Source organism: Consotaella aegiceratis (assembly GCF_036541425.1).
Taxonomy (GTDB): Bacteria; Pseudomonadota; Alphaproteobacteria; order Rhizobiales; family Rhizobiaceae; genus Consotaella; species Consotaella aegiceratis.
On record NZ_JAZHFT010000023.1, the window covers coordinates 1 to 22,114 of the forward strand.

Annotated in this window: 17 protein-coding genes and 1 pseudogene; 7 read left to right on the forward strand and 11 right to left on the reverse strand. The window is 65.4% G+C overall.

The genetic code is table 11. The features are described from left to right. Window positions 1-199 precede the first annotated feature (199 nt). Window positions 200-652 (reverse strand): BA14K family protein, encoded by a 453-nt coding sequence (locus SMD10_RS15415; RefSeq protein WP_331686612.1) that lies wholly within the window; start codon window positions 650-652, stop codon window positions 200-202. Window positions 653-858: 206 nt separating this feature from the next. Here SMD10_RS15415 and SMD10_RS15420 point away from each other — a divergent pair, with 206 nt between their 5' ends. Continuing rightward, entirely contained in the window at window positions 859-2,094 is a 1,236-nt protein-coding gene (locus SMD10_RS15420; protein ID WP_331686613.1) for a putative DNA modification/repair radical SAM protein, read from the forward strand. Between the two features lie 107 nt (window positions 2,095-2,201). On the opposite strand, the gene SMD10_RS15425 is transcribed toward SMD10_RS15420, so the two are convergent. From SMD10_RS15425 to SMD10_RS15440, 4 genes are all read right to left on the reverse strand, one after another. Continuing rightward, on the reverse strand, window positions 2,202-2,798 hold the full coding sequence (locus SMD10_RS15425; protein WP_331686614.1) for an SAM-dependent methyltransferase: 597 nt from the start codon (window positions 2,796-2,798) through the stop codon (window positions 2,202-2,204). Between the two features lie 117 nt (window positions 2,799-2,915). Next, complete coding sequence (rquA, locus tag SMD10_RS15430) at window positions 2,916-3,617, reverse strand: rhodoquinone biosynthesis methyltransferase RquA (RefSeq protein ID WP_331686615.1); 702 nt, start codon at window positions 3,615-3,617, stop codon at window positions 2,916-2,918. A gap of 388 nt (window positions 3,618-4,005) precedes the next feature. Beyond that, window positions 4,006-4,770, reverse strand: coding sequence for a rhodoquinone biosynthesis methyltransferase RquA (gene rquA / locus SMD10_RS15435; protein WP_331686616.1), 765 nt, complete (start codon window positions 4,768-4,770; stop codon window positions 4,006-4,008). Between the two features lie 657 nt (window positions 4,771-5,427). Further along, window positions 5,428-5,682, reverse strand: a complete 255-nt coding sequence (locus SMD10_RS15440) for a DUF2188 domain-containing protein (RefSeq protein WP_331686617.1) — start codon at window positions 5,680-5,682, stop codon at window positions 5,428-5,430. A 296-nt stretch (window positions 5,683-5,978) separates the two neighbouring features. Here SMD10_RS15440 and SMD10_RS15445 point away from each other — a divergent pair, with 296 nt between their 5' ends. Next, window positions 5,979-7,235: an alpha/beta hydrolase gene (locus SMD10_RS15445; RefSeq protein WP_331686618.1), complete on the forward strand. Its 1,257-nt coding sequence runs from the start codon at window positions 5,979-5,981 to the stop codon at window positions 7,233-7,235. 28 nt (window positions 7,236-7,263) lie between these two features. Here the strand turns inward: SMD10_RS15445 and metH are convergent, their stop codons facing one another. Beyond that, entirely contained in the window at window positions 7,264-11,052 is a 3,789-nt protein-coding gene (gene metH / locus SMD10_RS15450; RefSeq protein WP_331686619.1) for a methionine synthase, read from the reverse strand. Window positions 11,053-11,243: 191 nt separating this feature from the next. Between metH and hmuQ the strand changes: the two genes are divergently transcribed. The 3 genes and pseudogenes from hmuQ to SMD10_RS15465 all read left to right on the forward strand — a co-directional run. Next, window positions 11,244-11,567 carry a heme-degrading protein HmuQ gene (gene hmuQ / locus SMD10_RS15455; protein ID WP_331686620.1) on the forward strand — a complete coding sequence of 108 codons (324 nt, stop codon included), beginning with the start codon at window positions 11,244-11,246 and terminating at the stop codon, window positions 11,565-11,567. Window positions 11,568-11,593: 26 nt separating this feature from the next. Continuing rightward, on the forward strand, window positions 11,594-12,439 hold the full coding sequence (locus SMD10_RS15460; RefSeq protein ID WP_331686621.1) for a nucleotidyltransferase domain-containing protein: 846 nt from the start codon (window positions 11,594-11,596) through the stop codon (window positions 12,437-12,439). A 130-nt stretch (window positions 12,440-12,569) separates the two neighbouring features. Beyond that, window positions 12,570-14,633, forward strand: a pseudogene (locus SMD10_RS15465) (methyl-accepting chemotaxis protein); the annotation flags it as partial. Window positions 14,634-14,869: 236 nt separating this feature from the next. Here SMD10_RS15465 and SMD10_RS15470 read toward each other — a convergent pair. The 3 genes from SMD10_RS15470 to SMD10_RS15480 form a co-directional block, all read right to left on the reverse strand. Further along, window positions 14,870-15,652, reverse strand: a complete 783-nt coding sequence (locus SMD10_RS15470; protein ID WP_331686623.1) for an SGNH/GDSL hydrolase family protein — start codon at window positions 15,650-15,652, stop codon at window positions 14,870-14,872. Between the two features lie 133 nt (window positions 15,653-15,785). Further along, entirely contained in the window at window positions 15,786-17,159 is a 1,374-nt protein-coding gene (gene dcuC, locus SMD10_RS15475; RefSeq protein WP_331686624.1) for a C4-dicarboxylate transporter DcuC, read from the reverse strand. 34 nt (window positions 17,160-17,193) lie between these two features. Beyond that, window positions 17,194-18,066 (reverse strand): alpha/beta fold hydrolase, encoded by an 873-nt coding sequence (locus tag SMD10_RS15480; protein WP_331686625.1) that lies wholly within the window; start codon window positions 18,064-18,066, stop codon window positions 17,194-17,196. A gap of 108 nt (window positions 18,067-18,174) precedes the next feature. Here SMD10_RS15480 and SMD10_RS15485 point away from each other — a divergent pair, with 108 nt between their 5' ends. Continuing rightward, the gene (locus tag SMD10_RS15485) at window positions 18,175-19,032 is read left to right on the forward strand and encodes a LysR family transcriptional regulator (RefSeq protein ID WP_331686626.1); all 858 of its coding nucleotides are present in this window, start codon (window positions 18,175-18,177) and stop codon (window positions 19,030-19,032) included. A gap of 116 nt (window positions 19,033-19,148) precedes the next feature. Continuing rightward, entirely contained in the window at window positions 19,149-19,880 is a 732-nt protein-coding gene (locus tag SMD10_RS15490; RefSeq protein ID WP_331686627.1) for a class I SAM-dependent methyltransferase, read from the forward strand. A 42-nt stretch (window positions 19,881-19,922) separates the two neighbouring features. On the opposite strand, the gene SMD10_RS15495 is transcribed toward SMD10_RS15490, so the two are convergent. Both SMD10_RS15495 and mmsB read right to left on the reverse strand, forming a co-directional pair. Then, window positions 19,923-20,816: an SMP-30/gluconolactonase/LRE family protein gene (locus SMD10_RS15495; RefSeq protein WP_331686628.1), complete on the reverse strand. Its 894-nt coding sequence runs from the start codon at window positions 20,814-20,816 to the stop codon at window positions 19,923-19,925. Between the two features lie 92 nt (window positions 20,817-20,908). After that, the gene (gene mmsB, locus SMD10_RS15500; RefSeq protein ID WP_331686629.1) at window positions 20,909-22,111 is read right to left on the reverse strand and encodes a multiple monosaccharide ABC transporter permease; all 1,203 of its coding nucleotides are present in this window, start codon (window positions 22,109-22,111) and stop codon (window positions 20,909-20,911) included. Window positions 22,112-22,114: the final 3 nt, after the last annotated feature.

Consider the following 22,114-nt stretch of genomic DNA (forward strand, 5'->3'; position numbering starts at 1 on the left):
ACCGAAATGGCCCTCTCGATCCTCGCCTACAACATCCTGCGCGCCATCAACATCCAAACCGCCACAGCCTGAAACCAGAAGAGGCCCCGGTTAACCGGAGCCTCCAATCAGTTTCCACACAGCCTGGGAAGCCGGGGCTTTGTCAGCAGTCTGAGCCGGGCACCATCGATGCCCGGCGTCTCGTTCTGACGAGCGATGGTCAGAGATTGCAGCGGTGGCGCTGACCGTCGTATCCCATGTAGGTATCGCTCCGATAATCGTAGGAACGATACTTCTGGGCACAGGCCTGCTGATGCCCCGAAGCCTCGGGCATACCGCGACCCCGAGGCGGCGGCGTCCGATCCCGCGTCGCGCCGGCAACGACCCCGCCGGCGATCGCGCCGGCCGCAAGGCCGAAGATCGCCGCGGCAGCCGCATCCTTGCCGTCGTGATGATCACGATACCAACGCTGGTAGCGGTCGTTGTCCCAGTTGTTGTGGCCCCGGTGGAAATCCCGGCAATCCCGATCGTTGGAATGGCGCGAGCAGTATTGCTCGACATAGCGCTCGCGATCGCGCGACTGCGCAGCGGCGGGCGACGCGGCCACCAGGCCGCTTGCAAGCGTTGACGCAGCCATGATGGAGGCGGTGAAAACGGAAATCGATTTGCGCACGTAAAACTCCCGATGCGTGGGGGCGTCCGATCATGCACGCCCCAGCGTGGCCGTCCTGGGCGGCCGAAGTCCCTGTGCTGCCACAACAGGCGGAACCACCGCCTCGTTCCTGCTCACATTTGTATCTTTTTGTATCAATTCCCAGGCATTCACGGATGCGCGAGCGGGCTTGGCAAGAACACAACAGGAACATTATAACGACCATCATGGTCCAGCGCAGCCTGACAGAAAAGCTCGCCATCCTGAGCGATGCCGCCAAATATGACGCCTCCTGCGCCTCCAGCGGGACGGCTCGCCGCGACTCGGTCTCTTCCAAAGGGATCGGTTCGACGGAGAGCTCGGGCCTCTGCCACGCTTATGCCCCCGACGGGCGCTGCATCTCGCTGCTCAAGATCCTGCTCACCAACTTCTGCATCTACGACTGCGCCTACTGCGTGAACCGGTCATCCTCCAACATCGAGCGGGCGCGCTTTTCGGTGGACGAGGTGGTGCGGCTGACCATGAGCTTCTACCGGCGCAACTACATCGAAGGGCTGTTTCTGTCCTCGGGCATCATTCAGAGCCCGGATCATACGATGGCCGAGATGGTGACGATCGCCCGCCGGCTCCGGCTGGAGGAGAACTTCGCCGGCTACATTCATCTCAAGACCATTCCGGACGCCGCGCCCCACCTCATCGAGGAGGCCGGTCTTTATGCCGATCGCCTGTCGATCAACATCGAGCTTCCGACCGACACCTCGATCGAGAGCCTGGCGCCCGAGAAAAAGCCGCGCGAAATTCGGCAGTCGATGGGTCATCTGCGGCTCAAGATCGAGGAGCATCGCGGCGAGAGGAAGGATCGGGCGAAGCCGCCGCGCTTCGCCCCGGCCGGTCAGTCGACGCAGATGATCATCGGTGCCGACGCGTCCAACGACGACGCGATCCTGGCGCGCTCGGAAAACCTTTACAGTGCCTTCGGCCTCAAGCGCGTCTACTATTCCGCCTTCTCGCCGATTCCCGACGCCTCGGCCCGCCTGCCGCTCGCCAAGCCGCCGCTGATGCGTGAGCATCGGCTCTACCAGGCCGACTGGCTGTTGCGCTTCTATGGCTTCGAGCGGAAGGAGATCGTCGAGGGCGGGGCCGACGGCATGCTCGACCTGGAGATCGATCCCAAGCTGGCCTGGGCGCTCCGGCATCGCGCGCTGTTTCCCGTCGACGTCAACCGCGCCGACAAGGAAACGCTGCTTCGGGTTCCCGGCCTCGGCACGCGCGCCGTCGAACGGATCCTGGCGACGCGTCGGCACCATACGCTGCGGCTTGACGACGTCGGCCGCCTCTGCCAGTCGGTGAAGAAGATCCGGCCCTTCATCGTGGCGCGCGACTGGCAACCGGGCGGCCTCACCGACCATGAAGGTCTGCGGCATATGACGGCACCCAAGGCCGAGCAGCTGTCGCTGTTTTAGAGCATGATGCCGAAAAGTTGCAGACTTTTCGGACCCACATCATGCGGGAAAACAAGAGGCTAGGGCATCCGGCCAGCCGGCCGTCGATCGAGGTCAGCAGTGCCGGGTCAGACAGGTTTTTGGGCGACCAGATCGACGAGCGCCGATAGGCCGCTGTGGCGCACGCCCTCGTGAATCTCGCTGTCGTGCTCGCGCAAGAGTAGGATATCGAAGTCACCGAAGGCGCCGGCGAGCATCTCGCGCGTATACATGTTCTCGCGCTCCGACGGACCGCCGGTGGCGTAGTCGACCTGTTCGGGCCGATAGCCCTGCAACAGCAGAAGGCCTCCCGGCTTCAAGGTCGCCTTGAAGTCTTCGAAGAGCTTTTCGCGCAGTGCCGGCGCGGCGAACTGGATGAAGATCGCCGCGACGACGTCATAAGCGGCCGGCGGCCAGGGCCAAGTCGCGACGTCGGCCTGTTCGAAGGCGACCGCAACGCCGCGCGAGGCCGCCAGCCGCCGCGCCTTGGCCAAACCGACCGATGAGGAATCGATCGAGGTGACGGCGAGCCCCTGCTCGGCCAGCCACACGCCATTGCGGCCCTCGCCGTCGGCGACGGCCAGCGCCCGCATGCCGGCCTTCAGCCGATGGGCTTGCGCCATGAGAAAGGCGTTCGGCTCGGTGCCGTAGAAATAGTCTTCCCGGTCGTAGCGCTGGTCCCACATGGCGACTGTCTCCTGGCCGTCGGGAGGCTCCGGCGCGTCGGCCCATGGAGAGGCGACCGCCCAGACCACCGCGCGAGAGCGCGTTGCCCGCGCGCCCTTCGTTCCGGTGGAGGCAGCCTAGGCGACGCGTCGCGCCACGACCTTCTGGTAGAGCCCGCCGAAATAGGTTTCCTTGCTCCACTCGAAATCGTCCGCCCGCGTGGCGAAATTGCGGATCTCCGACCAGCAGAGGCTGTTGGCGAACGGCTCCAGGAAGCGGAAGACGAACCACATGATGGGCCGCAGCGGATGCCATTTGCTGTAGCGATGGTAGTCGGTGAACACGACCTTGCCACCCGGCTTGACCGCGCCGAGCAGCGAATCGACGACCCGATGCTTGTAGTCGTCGGGGATCTCGTGCAGCAGGAAGAAGCTGTTGATCGCGTCATACTGGCGGCGTGGCGGATTGGCGGCGTCCGCCCGCCAGATCGTCACATTGTCCCGATCGTCCAGCTTGCGGTGCAGGCGCCCGACCTGGATAGGAGCGACGTCGATAATGTCGAGATGCCCTTCCGGCCCCACCAAATCGGCCAGTTTCGGCGCAACGAAGCCATAGGCATGGGCCGGCTGATAGACGTCCTGGCCCGGGCGGAACTCCTCCAGGGCCCGGTCGATCAGACGGTCGGCATTGCCCCACAGAATCGTCTGAACCACGAGCTGCCGGTCGAGCAGCGGCACCATCTTCGGATGCAGGTAGCACCAAGTGTAGATGCGACGGAGGTATTCAGGAACCGCTGCGCCGGTCGCATCCGGACCGGTCGAGCCGACCATCGTCGGCATCGGTCCCTCCAATTGCGAACCGAAGTGTGTTTCAGAGATATTTTGGAGCATGAGACCTGATCGTTCTTGACTGAATTACCCAACTGTCGACCTGCAGCCGCATGGTCGCCCGCTCCAATGTGACGTCCGATGGCGTTGGGGTCCAAAGGGATAATTGCCGCAGGTCCGCTCGATCAGACCCTTTCAGCGCTCACTGTGCTTCTTTTGCCGCCGCGTTCGCCGGCCCAGCCGCGGGGGCAAAACGTCCGAAATCCTCGTGGATCCCGGGTCTACAGGTCCCCGTCGCCCGAACGCCTTGGAGGCACCGGGCGATCGCATGCCTGCGACGTCTTGTTCCGGGCATGTCCCGCAGGGCGACAGCGTTCGTGCAGTGTCGTGCCGTACCCGCCTAGCTCTCGATAGCGCCGACGCGCCGCGCCACGACCTTCTGGTAGAGCCCGCCGAAATAGGTTTCCTTGCTCCACTCGAAGTTCTCGGCGTGGGACGCGAAATTGCGGATCTCCGACGAGCACAGGCTGTTGGCGAACGGCTCCAGGAAACGGAAGACCGACCACATGACGGGCCGCAGCGGATGCAGCGGACGGGTGCGGTGATAGTCGATGAACACCGCCTTGCCGCCCGGTTTCAGCGCTCCGAGCAGCGAATCGACGATGCGCCGTTTGTAGCTGTCGGGCACTTCATGCAGCAGGAAGAAGCAGTTGATGCCGTCATAGTCGCGTTGCGGCGGATGCGCCGCATCGGCACGCCAGACCGTGACGTTGCCGAGGCCCGCCAGCTTGCGATGTCCACGCTCGACCTGGATCGGCGCGATGTCGCTCAGGTCGAGATGGCCGTCCGGGCCGAGGCGTTCCGCCAACTGACGGGCGACCAGGCCGTAGGCGTGCGCGGGCTGCAGCACATGCTGGCCGGGGCCGAACTCCTCCAGCGCCCGCCGGGTCAGCCGCCCGAAATTGCCCCACAGGATCGCCTGGGCCACGATCTGGCGGTCCAGCAGCGGCACCATCCTGGGATGCAGATAGCACCATGTGTAGATGCGCTTGAGATAGCCCGGGACAGAGAACGCCTCACCCGGCGGCGCGTGAACCACGGACTTGGCAGCCTCGGGGCCTTTCAGGTCCACGCCGGTCGATGGGTCGGACAGATCCTGTAACATGACGCTGATCGTTCTCTATTGTTTCCCGGACCTTTATGCCGCTTCGATCCGGCAGCATAGAGCGGTCGCAAGGCCATCTGGCCGCACGGACCGAAGGCCGCTTTCGTCAAAGTAGAGGATTATCGACACAGGCAGGACACTACTGATGACAGGGAGGACACTATGCCGCGCACGGCGCGCGGCGAAGATCGGGCATGGAAGCCGGGACGATGCCCGCCATTTTCGGCGCTCGGACCGTGCGGCAGCAGGCTCTGCGAATGAGGGTCAACCCCGACAATCTCCGTGTGCCGTGTGCGAAGCTCGCTTCGAGCCTGAATATCGTGAATCGCTCTCTGCACACTGGATAGTTGGCGATCCGCGGCACGCTGTCAAACGGCCGGCCGGAGTTTTCCGGACAACCTATTGTCGCTGCTGGAAGAATAATCGTGGCGAAGGTTCGCCCTTGACGAGACAGCGCCCTATGGCCAGCCCGACATCGCCGACATAGAGAAAAGCGCGACGACGAACGAGGATGCAGCCCCTCGTAATGGCGGAGCCTGCGTTGTCTGACGCCGTTACAGGAGCCGAACGGGTCGCCGGCTCGGCATTCTCGCTACGCGATGCGCCCCGATGAAAGCGGCGAGCCCTATCGCGCAAGGTTTGGACACGCGCGATAGTTCATCCGGCGGGAGGAAGATCGTCGACCTCGGTCACCGGGCGGTCGTCGCCCTGGGCGACTTCGTCGTGCCAGCGCCCGCGCCGATCCTCGTAGGAGATGCCGACATCCTCGCCGGAGAGCTGTTGCCGCTCGGCGGCGTCCCGCGCAGCGGCAAGCGCCTCGTCGTGACTGGCAAACGTCTCGGAATAGACCTCGCCGACCCGATAGGCCCATCCTCCGTCATGCTGGACGATCACATAGTGCTGCACTGCCATAGCCTAGAGATCCCCTCGTCCCGGTTTGTGCGATAGGGCCGAAACGCCCCTTCCGTCATGTCGTTCCCGCAGCCATGGCCGCCGGGGCGGTCCTGAAACCAACAGCCATCGGTTCACCTTAACGCAACGAGCGTCGGAATTGCACCACCGGGACCGATGGGGCCTCAGCGTGGTCGCCGTCCAGCTCCGTTGTTCGGCGTTGCGGACGGGCCACGCGACCGCGGAAACCAGGTCTTCACGGTCTTGTTCCGGTTCCGGTGCTGGACGGATGTGACCGGATCGGGCTTAAGGCGCCCATGGCTTTCGTCTTTCCTTGGCGCAGATCGCGTCTGACCGGTGTCGTCGTGTCTCTGGCCCTTGCCGGCCTCGCTCTGGCAGGGTGCGTGACGCATGAAGGCGTGCTGTTGCCGCTCGGCAGCACCGTACCGGGCGCGAGCACCGTCGACATGCTGGTCGCCACGACGCGGGCGCCATCCTCCGAGCCGGGCGTTCTGTTCAGTGGAGCGCGCGGCACGAGCCTCTCCCTCGACAATATCGTGGTGTCGATCCCGCCGGACCAGAACCGCACGATCGGCGAGATCGCCTGGCCCGACAAATTGCCACCGGATCCCAACACGGATTTCAGCGTCGTCCGCGTCTCGCCGCTCGACGCCGATGGTGCCCATCGCTGGTACGATTCGGTCGTCGGGCCCAGCCGCCGGGTGCTGATCTTCGTGCACGGCTTCAACAACCGCTACGAAGAGGCCGTCTATCGCTTTGCCCAGATCGTCCACGATTCGAACATGGAAGCGGCGCCCGTCCTTTTCACCTGGCCGTCGGGCGGCAGCGTGTTCGATTACAATTACGACCGGGAGAGCACGACCTATTCGCGCACCGCGCTCGAAATGATCCTGACGCAGGCCGCCGCCAGTCCGGACATCGACAACATCACCATCATGGCCCACTCCATGGGCAGTTGGCTGACCATGGAGGCGCTGCGCCAGCTGGCGATCCGCCGGGGCCATCTGCCGGACAAGATCGACAACGTCATCCTGGCCTCGCCGGACCTGGACGTCGACGTGTTCGAAAAGCAGATCCAGGAGATCGATACGACGCGAACGCGCATCACGCTCTTCACCTCCCAGGACGATCGCGCCCTCAGCCTGTCGCGGCGGATTGCCGGCGGCGTCGATCGGCTCGGTGCCATCGACGCCAACAAGGAGCCCTATCGCTCCGAGCTGGAAGCGGCCGGCATCACCGTCCTCGATCTGTCGGCCTTGCGGGCGGGCGACGCCACCAACCACAACAAGTTCGCGGCAAGTCCGGAGGTGGTTCGCCTGATCGGCGGCCGGCTGATCGCCGGCCAGAAGGTGACCGACGCCGATGTGAGCCTCGGCGAGCATATCGGCGCGCTGACCTTGGGCACGGCCCAGACCATCGGCTCGGCCGCCGGTGCCGTCGCCACGCTGCCGATCGCCATCATCGATCCCAGCGCGCGCGAAAGCCTCGGCGATCAACTGGAGAGCACCGGCCAGCATCTCGGCGGAACGCTGCAGACGGCGGTCGGGCAGTAGCACGTCGCATTCCGCGACGGAGGCCTGGTTACTCGGCCGCCTCCGCCGTGCCGATCGCTTCGGGCGCATAGTTGAGGATCGGCGCCAGCCAGCGCTCCACGTCTTCCACCGCCATGCCCTTGCGGCGGGCATAGTCTTCGACCTGGTCGCGCTCGACCTTGGCGACCCCGAAATAGTGCGCCTCGGGATGAGCGACATAGAGCCCCGAGACGGAGGAGCCGGGCCACATGGCATAGCTCTCGGTGAGCTTGACGCCGATGGCGGCTTCCGCGTCGAGCAGCTGGAAGAGCGTCGTCTTCTCCGTATGGTCGGGCTGGGCGGGATAGCCCGGCGCCGGCCGGATGCCGCGATAGCTCTCCGCGATCAGATCGTCGTCCGAGATCGTCTCGTCCGGTGCATACCCCCAGAACTCGGTTCTGACCCTCTGGTGCATGCATTCGGCGAAGGCTTCGGCAAAGCGGTCGGCCAGCGCCTTGACCATGATCGAGGCATAGTCGTCGTTGGCTCGCGCGAAGCGCTCGGCGATCGCCTCTTCCTCGAAGCCGGCCGTCACCACGAAGCCGCCGACATAGTCGGCCTTGCCGCTCGCCGCCGGCGCCACGAAGTCGGACAGCGCCAAATTGGACCGTTCACCGCGCTTCGAAAGCTGCTGGCGCAGCGTGTGCAGCGTGGCAAAAGGCTTCAGGCGCTCTTCGTCCTCATAGAGCACGATGTCGTCGCCGATCGTGCCGGCCCGCCAGAACCCGACCACCGCCTTGGGACGGAACCACTTTTCTTCGATGATCTTGGCGAGCATCGCCTTGGCGTCGTCATAAAGCTGGCGCGCCGCCTGCCCTTGGGCCTCGTCCTCCAGGATCTTTGGGAAACGTCCCTTCATCTCCCAGGTCTGGAAGAACGGCGTCCAGTCGATATAGCGGGCGAGTTCGGCCAAGTCCCAGTCGTCGAAGACGCGCGTTCCGAGGAAGGACGGGCGCGGCGGCTCGTAGGCGTCCCAGTCGATCCGGTAGGCATTCTCGCGCGCCTTGGCGATCGGCAGGCGCTGCTTGTCGCGCTGGCCGCGCTCATGCGCCTCGGCGACCTTTCGGTACTCGGCCCGGATGTCGGCGACGTAGCCGTCCCGCGCCTCCTTCGACAACAGGTTGGAGACGACGCCGACGGCGCGGCTTGCGTCGGTGACGTAGACGGTCTGGCCGCGATCGTAGCGCGGATGGATCTTGACCGCGGTGTGGACGCGCGACGTGGTGGCACCGCCGATCAGAAGCGGAATGGCAAAGCCCTCGCGCTCCATCTCGGAGGCGACGTTGACCATCTCGTCGAGCGACGGCGTGATCAGTCCGGACAGCCCGATGACATCCACCTCATGCTCCCGCGCCGCGGCCAGGATCTTGTCCGACGGCACCATGACGCCGAGATCGATCACCTCGTAATTGTTGCAGGCGAGCACGACGCCGACGATGTTCTTGCCGATGTCGTGGACGTCGCCCTTCACCGTTGCCATCAGGATCCTGCCGGCGTTCTGGCGAGCCCCGCCGGCGGCCTCCTTCTCGGCCTCCATGTAGGGAAGCAGCACGGCCACGGCCTGCTTCATCACCCGCGCCGACTTGACCACCTGGGGCAAGAACATCTTGCCGGCGCCGAACAGGTCGCCGACGACGTTCATGCCGGCCATCAGCGGACCCTCGATCACATGCAGCGGCCGCTCGGCCTTCTGCCGCGCTTCTTCCGTATCCGCCTCGATGAACTCGGTGATGCCGTTGACGAGCGCGTGCTCCAGCCGTTTTTCCACCGGCCATTCGCGCCAGGACATGTCCTTCTCGCGCCCCTGGCCACCGCCGGACCCGCGATAGCGCTCGGCCAGCGCCAGCAGCTTTTCGGTGGCGTCGCCGCCGTCCTTCGGCGTCCGGTTGAGGATGACGTCCTCGCAGGCCTCGCGCAGTTCGGCGTCGATCGACTCATAGACCGCGAGCTGGCCGGCATTGACGATGCCCATGTCCATGCCGGCCTGAATGGTGTGGTAGAGGAAGACGGCGTGCATCGCCTCGCGCACCGGCTCGTTGCCGCGAAACGAGAAGGAGAGGTTCGACACGCCGCCCGAAATATGGGCGTGCGGCAGCGTCCGGCGGATGGTGCGCGTCGCCTCGATGAAGGCGACGCCATAGCCGGCATGCTCCTCGATGCCGGTCGCCACCGCGAAGATGTTGGGATCGAAGATGATGTCCTCGGGCGGGAACCCGGCCTCTTCGGTCAACAGCTTGTAGGCCCGGGTGCAGATCTCGACCTTGCGCTCGTAGGTGTCGGCCTGGCCGGTCTCGTCGAAGGCCATGACCACGACCGCCGCGCCATAGGCCCGGCACAGACGCGCGTGATGGAGGAATGCTTCTTCCCCCTCCTTCATCGAGATGGAGTTGACCAGCGCCTTGCCCTGGACGCACTTCAGGCCCGCCTCGATGACCTCCCACTTGGAAGAGTCGATCATCACCGGCACCTTGGCGATGTCCGGCTCGGAGGCGACGAGGTTGAGATATTCCACCATCACCGCCTTCGAATCGATCAGGCCCTCGTCCATGTTGATGTCGATGACCTGGGCGCCGTTCTCCACCTGGTCGCGGGCGACGTCGAGGGCGGCAGAATAGTCGCCGTTCTTGATCAGCTTGCGAAAGCGCGCCGAGCCGGTGACGTTGGTGCGCTCGCCGACATTGACGAAGGGAATGTCGTCGGTGAGCGTGAACGGCTCAAGGCCCGACAGGCGCAGCCGGCGCTCGATCTGCGGGATCGCCCTCGGCTTGTGGCGGGAGACCGCCTCGGCGATCGCCCGGATGTGATCCGGCGTCGACCCGCAGCAGCCGCCGACGACGTTGACGAGGCCGTCGCGCGCGAAGCCTTCCACCTGCGCCGCCATCATCTCCGGCGTCTCGTCGTATTCGCCGAACTCGTTGGGCAGGCCCGCATTCGGATAAGCGCAGACGAAGGTGTCGGCAATGCCGGACAGCTCCGCCAGATGGCCGCGCATCGCAGCCGCGCCGAGCGCGCAGTTGAGCCCGATCGTGAAGGGCCGGGCATGGCGTAGCGAATACCAGAAGGCCGTCGGCGTCTGGCCGGAGAGCGTGCGCCCCGAGAGGTCGGTGATCGTGCCGGAGATCATCACCGGCAGGCTGACGCCCTTCTCCTCGAACACTTCCTCGGCCGCGAACACCGCGGCCTTGGCGTTCAGCGTGTCGAAGATCGTCTCGATCAGGATGATGTCGGCGCCGCCGTCGATCAGTCCGCCGATCTGCTCGGCATAGGCGGTCTTCAGCTCGTCGAAGGAGATGGCGCGAAAGCCCGGCCGGTTGACGTCCGGCGAGATCGAGGCGGTGCGGTTGGTCGGCCCTACCGCGCCGGCGACGAAGCGGCGCCGGCCGTCTTCCTTTTCGGCGCGGATCGCGGCGCGACGCGCCAGCCGGGCGCCGTCGCGATTGAGCTCGTAGACCGCCGCCTCCATGCCGTAGTCGGCCTGGGCGATGGTGGTCGAGGAGAAGGTGTTGGTCTCCAGAATATCGGCACCCGCTATCGCATAAGCGTAGTGGATGTCCTCGATCGCCTGGGGCTGGGTCAGCGTCAGCAGGTCGTTGTTGCCCTTCAGATGGCACTCGCAGCCGACGAAACGGTCGCCGCGGAAATGCTCCTCGCCGAAGCCCAACCCCTGGATCTGCGTGCCCATGGCACCATCGAGAATCAGAATGCGCTCGCGCGCCGCCGCCGTCAGCGCCGCGAAGGCGTCGCTCTGGCGGTCGGCGGCCCGTTCGGAGCCGAAAAGCGAGTCAGTCCATGCGCTCATGCGTCACCTTCTCAACGGATCGTGCCGGAAGACATAAACACTTCTTTATATGATACAAGACGCCATGGCGAGCCCCCAAGCCTCGGCATGCTGAAACCGATCTTTCGCACTTGCCCCTACCGTCCCGACCGGCGATGGTGCGCTCGGACGAAGGATGCTCTCCTCGGACCGAACGAATAAGAGGTCATGTCATGTTCATCGCGATGAACCGTTTCAAGGTGCTGCCGGGCTCGGAAGACGAGTTCGAAGCCGTTTGGCGAAACCGCGACTCCCAGTTGCAAAGCGTCCCAGGGTTCGTAGAGTTCCACATGCTCAAAGGATCGAAACGCGACGATCACACGCTCTATTCGTCTCATACGCTCTGGGCGTCGCGGCAGGCGTTCGAAGACTGGACGAAATCGGAAGCCTTTCGCATGTCCCACCGCAGCGCAGGCGACCACAAGCCGAAATATCTCGGACACCCCGAGCTGGAGACCTTCGAGGTGATCCAGACGATCGCGCCAAAATCCGCATAGCGCGGCGTAGGTCTTCGGGAGGCACCATGGCCGGCCGCGGTACAGAGCATCCTCCGCGCAAGGACGACGAGACCGATGCTCTCGCCTCGGCCCTTGCGGCGGCATTCGGCGCCATGCCGGAGGTCGTCGCCGTCGCCTTAGGCGGGTCACGCGCCACCGGAACGGCCGACGCCACGTCCGATATCGACCTTTATGTCTATAGCGACACGGAGGTGCCGGTCGCCGGTCGCACCGCCTTGATCGCGCCCAGGAGCAGCCGTCGCGAAATCGACAACCGCTTCTGGGAGACCGGCGACGAATGGACCGAGGCCGCATCCGGTCTTCATGTCGACGTGATGTACCGGACACGCGTCTGGACCGAGGAGCAACTCGATCGGGTCCTCGACCGACACGAGCCGCAGATCGGCTATTCCACCTGCATCTGGCACAATATCGCGACCGCCCGGCCGCTGTTCGATCGCACGGGCTGGTTTGCCACGTTGCAGGACCGCGCCGGCCAGCCCTATCCGGATGCGCTGGCCCGCGCCATCGTCGCCAGGAACCGTCCGCTTCTGAGCGGCTCGTTCAGCGCCTTCCGTGACCAGATGATCAAGGCTGCGACACGCGGCGACCGGGTCTCGGTCAATCACCGCACGGCCGCCTTTCTGGCCAGCTATTTCGACGTGTTGTTCGCAGCCAACCGCGCCCTTCATCCGGGCGAGAAACGGCTTGTCGACGCGGCGGCCGCCCTGCCGCGCGTGCCTGCTGGCATGGCGAACCACATCCAGGAACTGTTGGCCGCAGACGGCTCGCCGGCGCGCATTGCCGCCTGCGCGGATGCCTTGTGTAGCGGTTTGGATACGGTGCTCGCCGGCACGACTTTACCGGCTTGAGCGTAAGCCCCTGCGTTATCGCGTGTTTAACGCCTTCCGGATTATTGATCTTCAAGAGAACCGACTGGGATTAGGCCGTGATTTTCTTTGTCTTACTGACAAAGATATGTATTGCTCAGTGAGGAATTCCGTGCAACTTTCCAATTTGAAGATCTCCCAGCGGATGATCATTGCGGCCGCCGTGTCGGTGGTCGGCATGCTCGCTCTCGTGGCGACGTTCATGACCGAAGAGCAGATCAGCTCATCCTACGAGGAGATCGCCGAAAAGGCGGAGCGCGCCGAGCGCCGGATCATGGATGTGGAGATCAACTTCCTGGAAGGCCGCCGTGCCGAAAAGGATTTTCTCCTGCGCAAGGACGACAAATACGCCACCGCGCACGCCGAAATTGCCGAGCGGCTGAACGATGATCTCTCGGCTCTGACGACCCTGACGGCTGATGGCGAACTCCAGCAGCTCGCAGGCGACGTGGCCCAGATGAAGAGCCTCTTTGCCGACTATCGGGAGACGTTCGTCGCCGCGACGGACGCCAATCGCACCCTCGGCCTGGACGAGAATTCCGGACAGCAGGGCTCTCTGCGCGCCGCCGTGCATTCCCTCGAGCAGACGCTGGGAGAGATCGGCGATCCGCAGATGCAGGTGATGATGCTCATGCTGCGCCGGCACGAAAAAGACTTCATGCTGCGCGGCAGTTCGAAATACATTGATCGGCTGCACGCGCAGGCGGCGGAACTGCGCGCCCTGCCGCCGGCCCGGTTCGGGAGCGACGTGGCCCACCAGCAGGCAATGGCCGACATCGCCACCTATGAGGCGGACTTCGACGCCTATGCCCAGACCTCTCTGAAGGCGATCGATCTTCAGAACGAGATGAGCGCCATCTTCGCCAAGATCGAGCCCCTGTTCGAGACTATCCAGACAACCGTCAAGGACGCGCGCACCGCCGCTCTCGGCGCCAGTGAAAGCGTCGCTTCCACGGTGATGACGGTGCTGGTCGGCACGGCGATCCTCCTCGTCGTTGCCGTCAGCTTGATCCTCTTCGTCGTCGGCCGCTCGATCACCGGCCCCCTGGTGCTGACGGCTTCGGCCATGCGGCGCTTCGCCGACGGCGACATGACGGCGAGCCTTCCCGAAGGCAACCGCAAGGACGAGGTCGGCGACATGGTGCGCGCGCTGGTCGTCTTCCGACAGTCGGAGGCGGACAAGCGGCGGATGGAGGCCGAGCATCAGGAATCCGAGCGCCGGGCCGCCGAAGAGCGCCGGCAGGCTCAGGAGCGGGCGACCGAAGCCGCGCGCCAGGACTTCATCCGCAATGTCGGGCCGGTGTTCTCCGCCCTTGCGGACGGCGACCTGACGATCCGGATGGAGCGCACCAAGATGGCGGGCTTCGAGGAGATCTGCGATGTCTTCAACGGCTCGGTGGAAAAGCTGGAGGACACCTTCGGCTCGGTGATCGGCTCGATCGGCTCGATCCGCTCGGGCCTCGACGAGATCAACACCGCAACGAACGACCTCGCCCAGCGCACCGAGCAGCAGGCCGCCGGCCTGGAAGAGACCACCGCAGCGCTCACCGAGGTGACGCGCGCCGTCAACGACACCGCCGAGAGCGCGGGCCGTGCCCAGAACTCCGCCGAGACCGCCAAGCGCAATGCCGAAAAGGGCGGCGCCATCGTCGGCCAGGCGGTCGAGGCGATGACCGAGATCGAGAAATCGTCCGAGGAGATCGGCAAGATCATCGGCGTGATCGACGAGATCGCCTTCCAGACGAACCTCTTGGCGCTGAACGCCGGTGTCGAGGCGGCCCGCGCCGGCGAGGCCGGCAAGGGCTTCGCCGTCGTCGCGCAGGAAGTCCGCGCCCTGGCGCAGCGTTCGGCGGAAGCCGCCAAGGAGATCAAGGAGTTGATCTCGCGCTCGGGCGAGCAGGTCGGCCGCGGCGTCGAGCTGGTGACCGCATCGGGCAAGAGCCTGGAGGAGATCGTCGCGGAAGTGGCCGCGATGTCGTCGGAGGTCTCCGAGATCGCCCGGACGGCGCGCGAGCAGGCCGTCAGCCTGAAGGAGGTCTCGACCGCCGCCGACCAGATGGACAAGGTGACGCAGCAGAACGCGGCGATGGTCGAGGAAACGACGGCGGCGGCCCAGACGCTGGCGAACGAGACCGACCAGCTGGCGCGGCTGATCGCGCAGTTCCGCACCGCGACCTCGGCCGGCCATCAGGCGCAGGGCGCCCGCACCGCGCGCCGCCAGGCGGCGGCTCCGGCTGCCCGTCCGGCCAAGCCGATGCCGCAGATGAAGGCGACCGGCACCGGCGGTGCTGCGGCCAAGCCCGCCGCCGTCGAGGACAGCTGGGAAGAGTTCTGAGCCTCCGATCAACGGATCGAGAGAAACAAATCGCCTTTCGGAGCGTCAGGTTCCGTCGCCTTCCAGCTATCCCGGCGCTATTTTGCGGCCCGGAAGTCCTGAACGGTCTCCCAGGCAATGGTCTGGAGAGCCGTTGCCGTTTCCAGCGACATGTCGGTTCCGATGGGCGTATCGCCGCCCACGGGTGATCGGTCATAGAGCGTCGCAAAGAAGACGCAGGCCGCCAGATAGGTCCCCTCCAGCGAGGGGTGCTTGCCGTCGACGAAATAGAGGTCGATCTCGGGATGCTCCTGCGCGGCCCGGGCAAAGGCCAATCCGACCGGGGCCATATAGCTGCCGGTCTTCGCGGCGATGTCGAAATAGGCCTTTTCCAGGGCCGCCGTCTGGTCCGGCTCGTCCTTCGGCGCCCAGGTCATGAAGAAGACGACCTTCGAGCCTGCGTCGTGGGCGATCTTGGCCATGCTTTGCGCCGACTCGACGAAATATCGGCGATCGGCCTCATCCTCATCGACCGGCTCGGTGGAATTGCCCTGGAAGATGACGGCATCCCAGTGCTTCAGGCCGTTCTGGAATTTCAGATTCGGCTCGTGCCAGCCCAGCTGACCGCTGGAAATGGTGATGCCGCGGTAGCTGTATCCCTTGGCACCATCCGGCAGCAGCGACCGGGTGAGATCCCTCAGCCGGGTGTTCAGGTTGTTGTTGTAGTGGGTATAGGAATTGCCGTAGATCGCGACGACCTTGGCGTCGCCTCCCATCTCGGCATCGGGGCTCGACGCCATCACGTCATCGGCGGCCAGTCCGGCCGCCGGCAGGCCCAAAAGCCCGGCCGCAAGCGTCAGGGCATAGATCAATCGGGTCATGGTCTCCTCCTCTTGATCGGGCAATGCCCTCACGCGGCGAAGGCTGGCGGAGTCCGCGCGGGCATCCCGGTTGTGTGAAAGACGCGGAGGCGAAACGGATCGATCGCCTCCGCCTGTTGGGCGAGGTGCCGCGCTACACCGTGAACGCGCCGAAGATCAGCACCACCAGGATGCCGCCGATGACCGGGATAGCGGTGCGCCGCACGATCTCGATCGGCGAACATTGCCCGGCATCGCTGACCGCGATGATCACGCCGGCGACCGGCGACATCGACCGCGCCAGGCCGGCCGTCAGCTGCATCGGCAGCAGCATGGAGACGGCAGGCACGCCGAAATTGCCGGTGATGTTCGGCGCGAGGCTGCCGAACGAGAAGAACGCGGCGTTGCCGGAGCCGGTGATGACCGCCGTCACGGCGACGATGGCACACATGACGAGCGTCATGGCCACGATGCCGAAGCCGCCCTCGCGCGCCGCGTCGATCATGAATTCGACGGCGCCGATGGTCTGCAGACCGGCCGCGAAGGTCTCGGTGCAGATGATCAGCGAGACGATCGTGGCGAACATCCGTCCCATGCCTTCGAAGAAGGCCATGAAGCCCTTGAGCGCCACCCGCGCATTGCGCAGCCGGATGAGTTCGCAGAAGAGGCCGAGCAGCGCGCCGAGCACCATGGCCGTGACCACGTCGAGCTTGATCGAGCTGACCAGGAGCTTGCTGAACACCAGAAGCAGCGCGAGCGGGATCATCGGCAGCAGCGCATAGATTGCCGGCGCCTTGGCGCTCGGCTCGGTCTCGGGCGTCTCGCCGACCTTTTCGGCGACGACCACGTGCCCGTCGCGCCGATCGAAATAGCGGGCGGTGACATAGGTCAGAGCCGCGATGACGAGGATGACCGGGATCGAAATCGGGATCTGATGCTGGGCGAAATAGATCGCCGGATCGAGCCCCGCCGTCTTCGCGGCAAGGTTGGCGGCGCCCGACGCCGGTCCGAGGTCGAGCACGGCCGTCGTCCCGATCATCGCCGCAGCCGCCGCCGGGCTGACGCCGAGCCGAACCAGCATCGGGAAGAACGTCACCAGGAGCAGCATGGCGAGGCCGGCCGCGCTGGGGATGAAGATGTTCAGGATCTGGCCGACGACATAGCCGAGCGCGAGGACCACGTAGGGCGCACTCAGGAGCTTCAGCGGCTTGATGCAGACGGAGACCATCGCGTCGGTCGAGCCGATCTGATCCATGTAGCGGGCAAACCCGCCGGCCGCCATGATGATCAGACCGAGACCGGCGGCACGATTGGCCAGGGCGCCCTCGACGTAAGCGAAGATGTCGAAGCCGACCCAACCCGTCGACTGGGCGTCTTCATAGAGGATCGAGCTGTCGGGGTTGACCACCAGCGTCGCTGCCAGCAGGAACAGCCCCGCCAGCAAAAGCACCGTATGCGGCTGATACTTTTTGATGATCAGCCACACCACAATCATCGTTACGATAAGACCTATCAGAAAACCGGTCATATCCCTCCTCCCTCCTTGGTTCGATTTTGTCCGGTCACTCCCAAGCTCGATTCATCGAGGCAAAAAGCTGGATGTGGTGCGAATAGGCTTCGGGGGCTTCGAGATACGGGGCGTGCCCCACATCAGGCAGGTCGACATGCCGGGCAAAGGGCGTGAGACGGCGCAACTCCGCGCTCAATTCCGGCCGCACCACCGGATCGCGCTCTGCGAACAGCGCGAGCGTCGGCACTGCAATCCGCTCGTAAAACGGCCGGCAATTGGCGAATTGCAGCGCCCTCGTGGCGTTGAACAGCCCGTCGGGATGGGTCTCCGCCGCGATGCATGCCGCCAGGGCGACGACCGACGGCGACGTTTCCGGCGCCACCATGGCCTGGGCCCGTGTCAGGCCGTACGCCTCCGGGCCCGCCGACTTCAAATTGGCGATCCGCTGGGTCAGTTTCTCGGTCGGCGGCGTGCCCGGCGCAGCGGCATAGCCGGCATGGGTACAGGACAGCACCAGACGGTCCAGGCGAACGGCGGGAAGAACGGCCGCCGCGGCGGTGGCCACGGCGCCGCCCATGGAGTGGCCGACGACGGTGACGTCCTCGCCGCCGAGATGCCGCAGCAGGGCGGCCAGCGCATCGGCATAGGCGATGATGTCGCTGGCAACCAGGCTCGACTGCCCATAGCCCGGCGCATCCCACGCAACGACCCGGAACCGCCCGGACAGAGCCTCCATCTGCCGGATCCAGCTGCTCGAACTTCCGAGCAATCCGTGCAGAAACACGATGGTCGGCCCGGCTCCGGCCTGCCGATAGGACAGAACCCCGCCGGAATATTCGAAATGCCGCCGCTCCGGCAGAGCCGCGATCCTGGCTTCTGCGGCGCGCAGATCCTCGGCTCGCGGTGCGCCTGATGAGACTGTCATGCCTCTCCTCCTCTTGCTTGACCTTACGTCCTTCGCTCCATGCCAATCTTGCATTGAACGAATGACTTGATCGAATTTTGTGATAATTCGGCGTGGGGAGGGTTCCGGATGAACATCAAAGCCCTGCGGGCCTTTCGCGCCATCGTCGCCGAGGGTTCGATGAGCGCGGCGGCGCAGACGCTCAACCTCAGCCAGCCGGCGATCAGCCGGCTCATCTCGCTTCTGGAGAGCGAGCTTCAGCTGTCGCTTTTCAAGCGCGACCGGCGCCGTCTGGTGCTGACCGAGCAGGGCGCGGCCTTCGAGCGGGAGGCGAGCCGCATCCTCATACATCTGGACGAAATTCCGCGCATCGCCGCCGAGATCCGCTCCAGCTCCGTGCGGCGGTTGCGGCTCGTCACCATGCCGCGCACCGCGCTGTCGATCGTCTCGCCGGCCGTCGCCCGGTTCTCTCGCGAGCATCCCGACGTCGAGGTGTCGCTCGACCTGCGCGCCCGGCGCGATCTGGACTTCTGGATCGGCGGGCGCGAATACGATTTCGGCTTCGGCAACGTGCCGGTCGGTCATCGCGCCGCCGTCGGCATCCCGCTGGTGCGCACCGCCCTGCAGGTGCTGGTCACCCAGTTCCCCGGCCTGCTGCTGCGGCGCCAGATCGACGAGCTGTTCGAGGCCCACGACGTGCGGCCGCGGCGCCTGCTGCTGGCGGGCTCGTCGCAGATCATGCAGCACCTCGTGGCCAACGGCGCCGGCGTCACCGTGATCGATCGGCTGAGCACGCTGGCGCTGGCGCCCGGTGTCGTCTCGATGCGGCCCTTCAAGCCGGAGCGCTGGGTGGCCTTCGGCGTCATTCGGCCACGCGCCAATCGGCTCGATCCTTTGTCGGAACGCATGATCGACTATCTGCGCGACGAGATCGCCAAGCATCTGGAGGCCGGCTCCATCGAGCTTCCCACCACCGGTGGCAGTTGATCGCCGCCCGGCGCCGGCGCGTCAAAATCCGCATCGGCGCATTGAAACGGAGGCTGAACCCGGCGCTTATGTGTTTCGGAGCAGCCGCCTGCCATCGCTTTCGGGAGGAATTCGCCGTGCGCCAGCCATCGCTCGACCAGGACCACTGGTCACGCGTCGCCCAGGAGTGGATCGCCTGGGCGCGCGCGCCGGATCACGACGCATTCTGGCGCTATCGCGAGGCCTTCGCGCGCTTCGTCGGGACGGGGACCGGCACGGTTCTCGACATCGGCTGCGGCGAGGGGCGGGTCTCCCGCGAACTCAAGGCCCTCGGCTACCGGGTGACGGCTGCCGATCCGGTCCGTGACTTCGTCGAAGCCGCCCGCCAGGCCGATTCGGCCCATGCCTATGCGGTCGCCGGTGCCGCCGACCTTCCCTTCGAGACCGGCAGCTTCGATCGAGTGATCGCCTACAACATGCTGATGGACGTCGAGGACGTTCCAGGGGCCGCAAAGGAGATCGGCCGGGTGTTGCGACCGACCGGCACGCTCATCGTGTCGATCGTCCATCCCTTCACCGATCGCGGCCGATTTGCCGACGAGGACCCCGACGCCGCCTTTGTTCTGACGGGGTCCTATTTCGGCCGGCAGCGCTTCGAAGGCACCGAGGAGCGCGACGGCCTGGCAATGCGATTCGCCGGCTGGTCGCAGCCTCTCGAAGCCTATGTCGCAGCGCTCGCTGGCGCCGGCCTCGCCGTCACCGCGCTTGCCGAACCGCGGCCCGATTGCAGCGGCGCGATGAAACGCCTGGAGCGCTGGACACGGGTGCCGTTGTTTCTCTGGCTCAAGGCCCGTCCGCTCGCCGGCTGATGGTCGAGGCCCCGAAACAGCGCCGGCTCGTCCGGCCGTGCGTCACGATCCCAGTGCGATCCTGGGCTCCAGCCGTCCGCTGACCGCAAGGTCGAGAAGAAAGGTCTGGCCCGCGGCCCGTTCGTCGGCGCGCCGCTCCCTGCTCATGCCTTCCCAGGCGCTGGTCACCGCCAGCCCGTTCGCCTTGGCTCCGATGAACGCTGGACAAGTGAGCTGGCTGGCCGGCAATCCGTACGAGCGGACGCGCTCGCCCGAGGGCGCGTAGACATCGAGCCGGCCGGTCCCGTAGCAGGCGTTCCACACCAGCCCGTCGGCGTCGCAGACCGCGCCGTCCTGGCCTCCCGCCTCGCCGCGATAATCGTTGAAGATCGTCGGCACGCCGACGGGCAGCCCGTTGGCCGGATCGACCTCGACACGATGCAGGATATGGGCCTTGGTGTCGGTGAAATAGGCCAACGCCCCATCCGGCGAAAAGCAGATGGCGTTGGGAATCGTGATCCGCGAATAAAGCGTGCGGATCTCGCCGCGATGGAACCAGTAGATGGTCCCGGCCCCCTTCTCGGCGTTCTTGCCCATGGTCCCCATCCAGAACGCGCCGGATGGATGGACCCGCGCATCGTTCGATCGGGTGACCGCGTTGTCAGCCTCCAGCGGCGCCACGAGGCTGAGTTCTCCGTCGCGTTTTTGGCGCAGATAAAGCCCGTCCTCGGCCAGGATCACGTGGCGGTCGTCGTCGAGCAGCGCCAGCGAGCTCGCCATGAAAGGCAGCGCGTGCACCACCGTTTCGCCGGTGGGGAACCGGTGTTCGAACAGCTTCTTCTCGACGATGTCGAACCAGAACAACGCATCCGCCGCCGGGTCGTAGGTCGGACCTTCGCCAAGCTGGCACACGGCATCGGACAGCGGTCGCGCGGCAAGTGGTTCGACGGCTGGCATGACAGGTTCCTCCCCATGATGGCCGACATCGCCCGCGCCGCCGGAAGGTGCCGGGCCCGCCCCCTCGATCGCGGGCCCGTTGGACCGGTGTCTTAAGCCCGGCTTCTGTTATAGACGTCGAAGATCACGGCGGCCAGGAGCACCAGCCCCTTGATCATCTGCTGCATGTCGATGCCGATGCCGAGGATCGACATGCCGTTGTTCATGACGCCCATGATGAAAGCGCCGACCACCGCACCGATGATCGTGCCCGAGCCGCCCGACATCGAGGCGCCGCCGATGAATACCGCCGCGATGACGTCCAGCTCGAAGCCGAGGCCGGCCTTGGGCGTCGCGGTGTTGAGGCGGGCGGCGAAGACGAGGCCGGCGAGCGCCGCCAGCATGCCCATGTTGGCAAAGGTCAGGAACACCAGCCGCGGCGTGTTGATGCCGGACAGCCGCGCCGCCTTCTCGTTGCCGCCGACGGCGTAGATGCGCCGGCCGATCGTCGTGCGCGAGGACAGGAAGGCGTAGACGCCGATCAAGAGCGCCATGATGATGAGGACGTTCGGCAGGCCGCGGAACGTCGCCATGACGTAGCCGAGATAGACCAGCGCGAAGGCGATGATGGCGTTGCGGCCGATGAAGAAGGAGATCGGCTCCTCGACGTTGCCGCTTTCCTCCAGATGCCGCCGGCTGCGCACGTTCACCCACAGGAAGGCGACCGCCGTGACGATGCCGAGCACCAGCGACAGCACGTTGAAGCGGCCGCCACCGAAGACGTCGGGCACGAAGCCGGAGGAGAGCAGCTGGAAGGTCGAGGGGAACGGGCCGACGGACTGGCCCTCGAGCAGCCACAGCGCCAAGCCCCTGAACACCAGCATGCCGGCCAGCGTCACGATGAAGGCGGGGATCTTGAAATAGGCGATCCAGTAGCCCTGGGCCATGCCGATCAGCGCGCCGACGGCGAGGCAGGCGATGGCAGCGGGCAGATAGGGTATGTGCCATTCAACCATCATCACCGCGGCGAGCCCGCCGATGAAGCCCGCGACCGAGCCGACGGACAGGTCGATGTGGCCGGCGACGATCACCAGGAGCATGCCGAGCGCCATGATCACGACGTAGCTGTTCTGCAGCACCAGGTTGGTCAGGTTGACCGGCCGCATCAGGATGCCGCCGGTCATGATCTGGAAGAACGCCATGATCACGACGAGCGCGATGAGAATGCCGTATTCGCGCATGTTGCTGCGCAGGAAGTGCCAGCCGCTGGCTCTGGGCGAGGCCTGGGCGGGCGTACCGACTGCTTGCTGATCCATGAG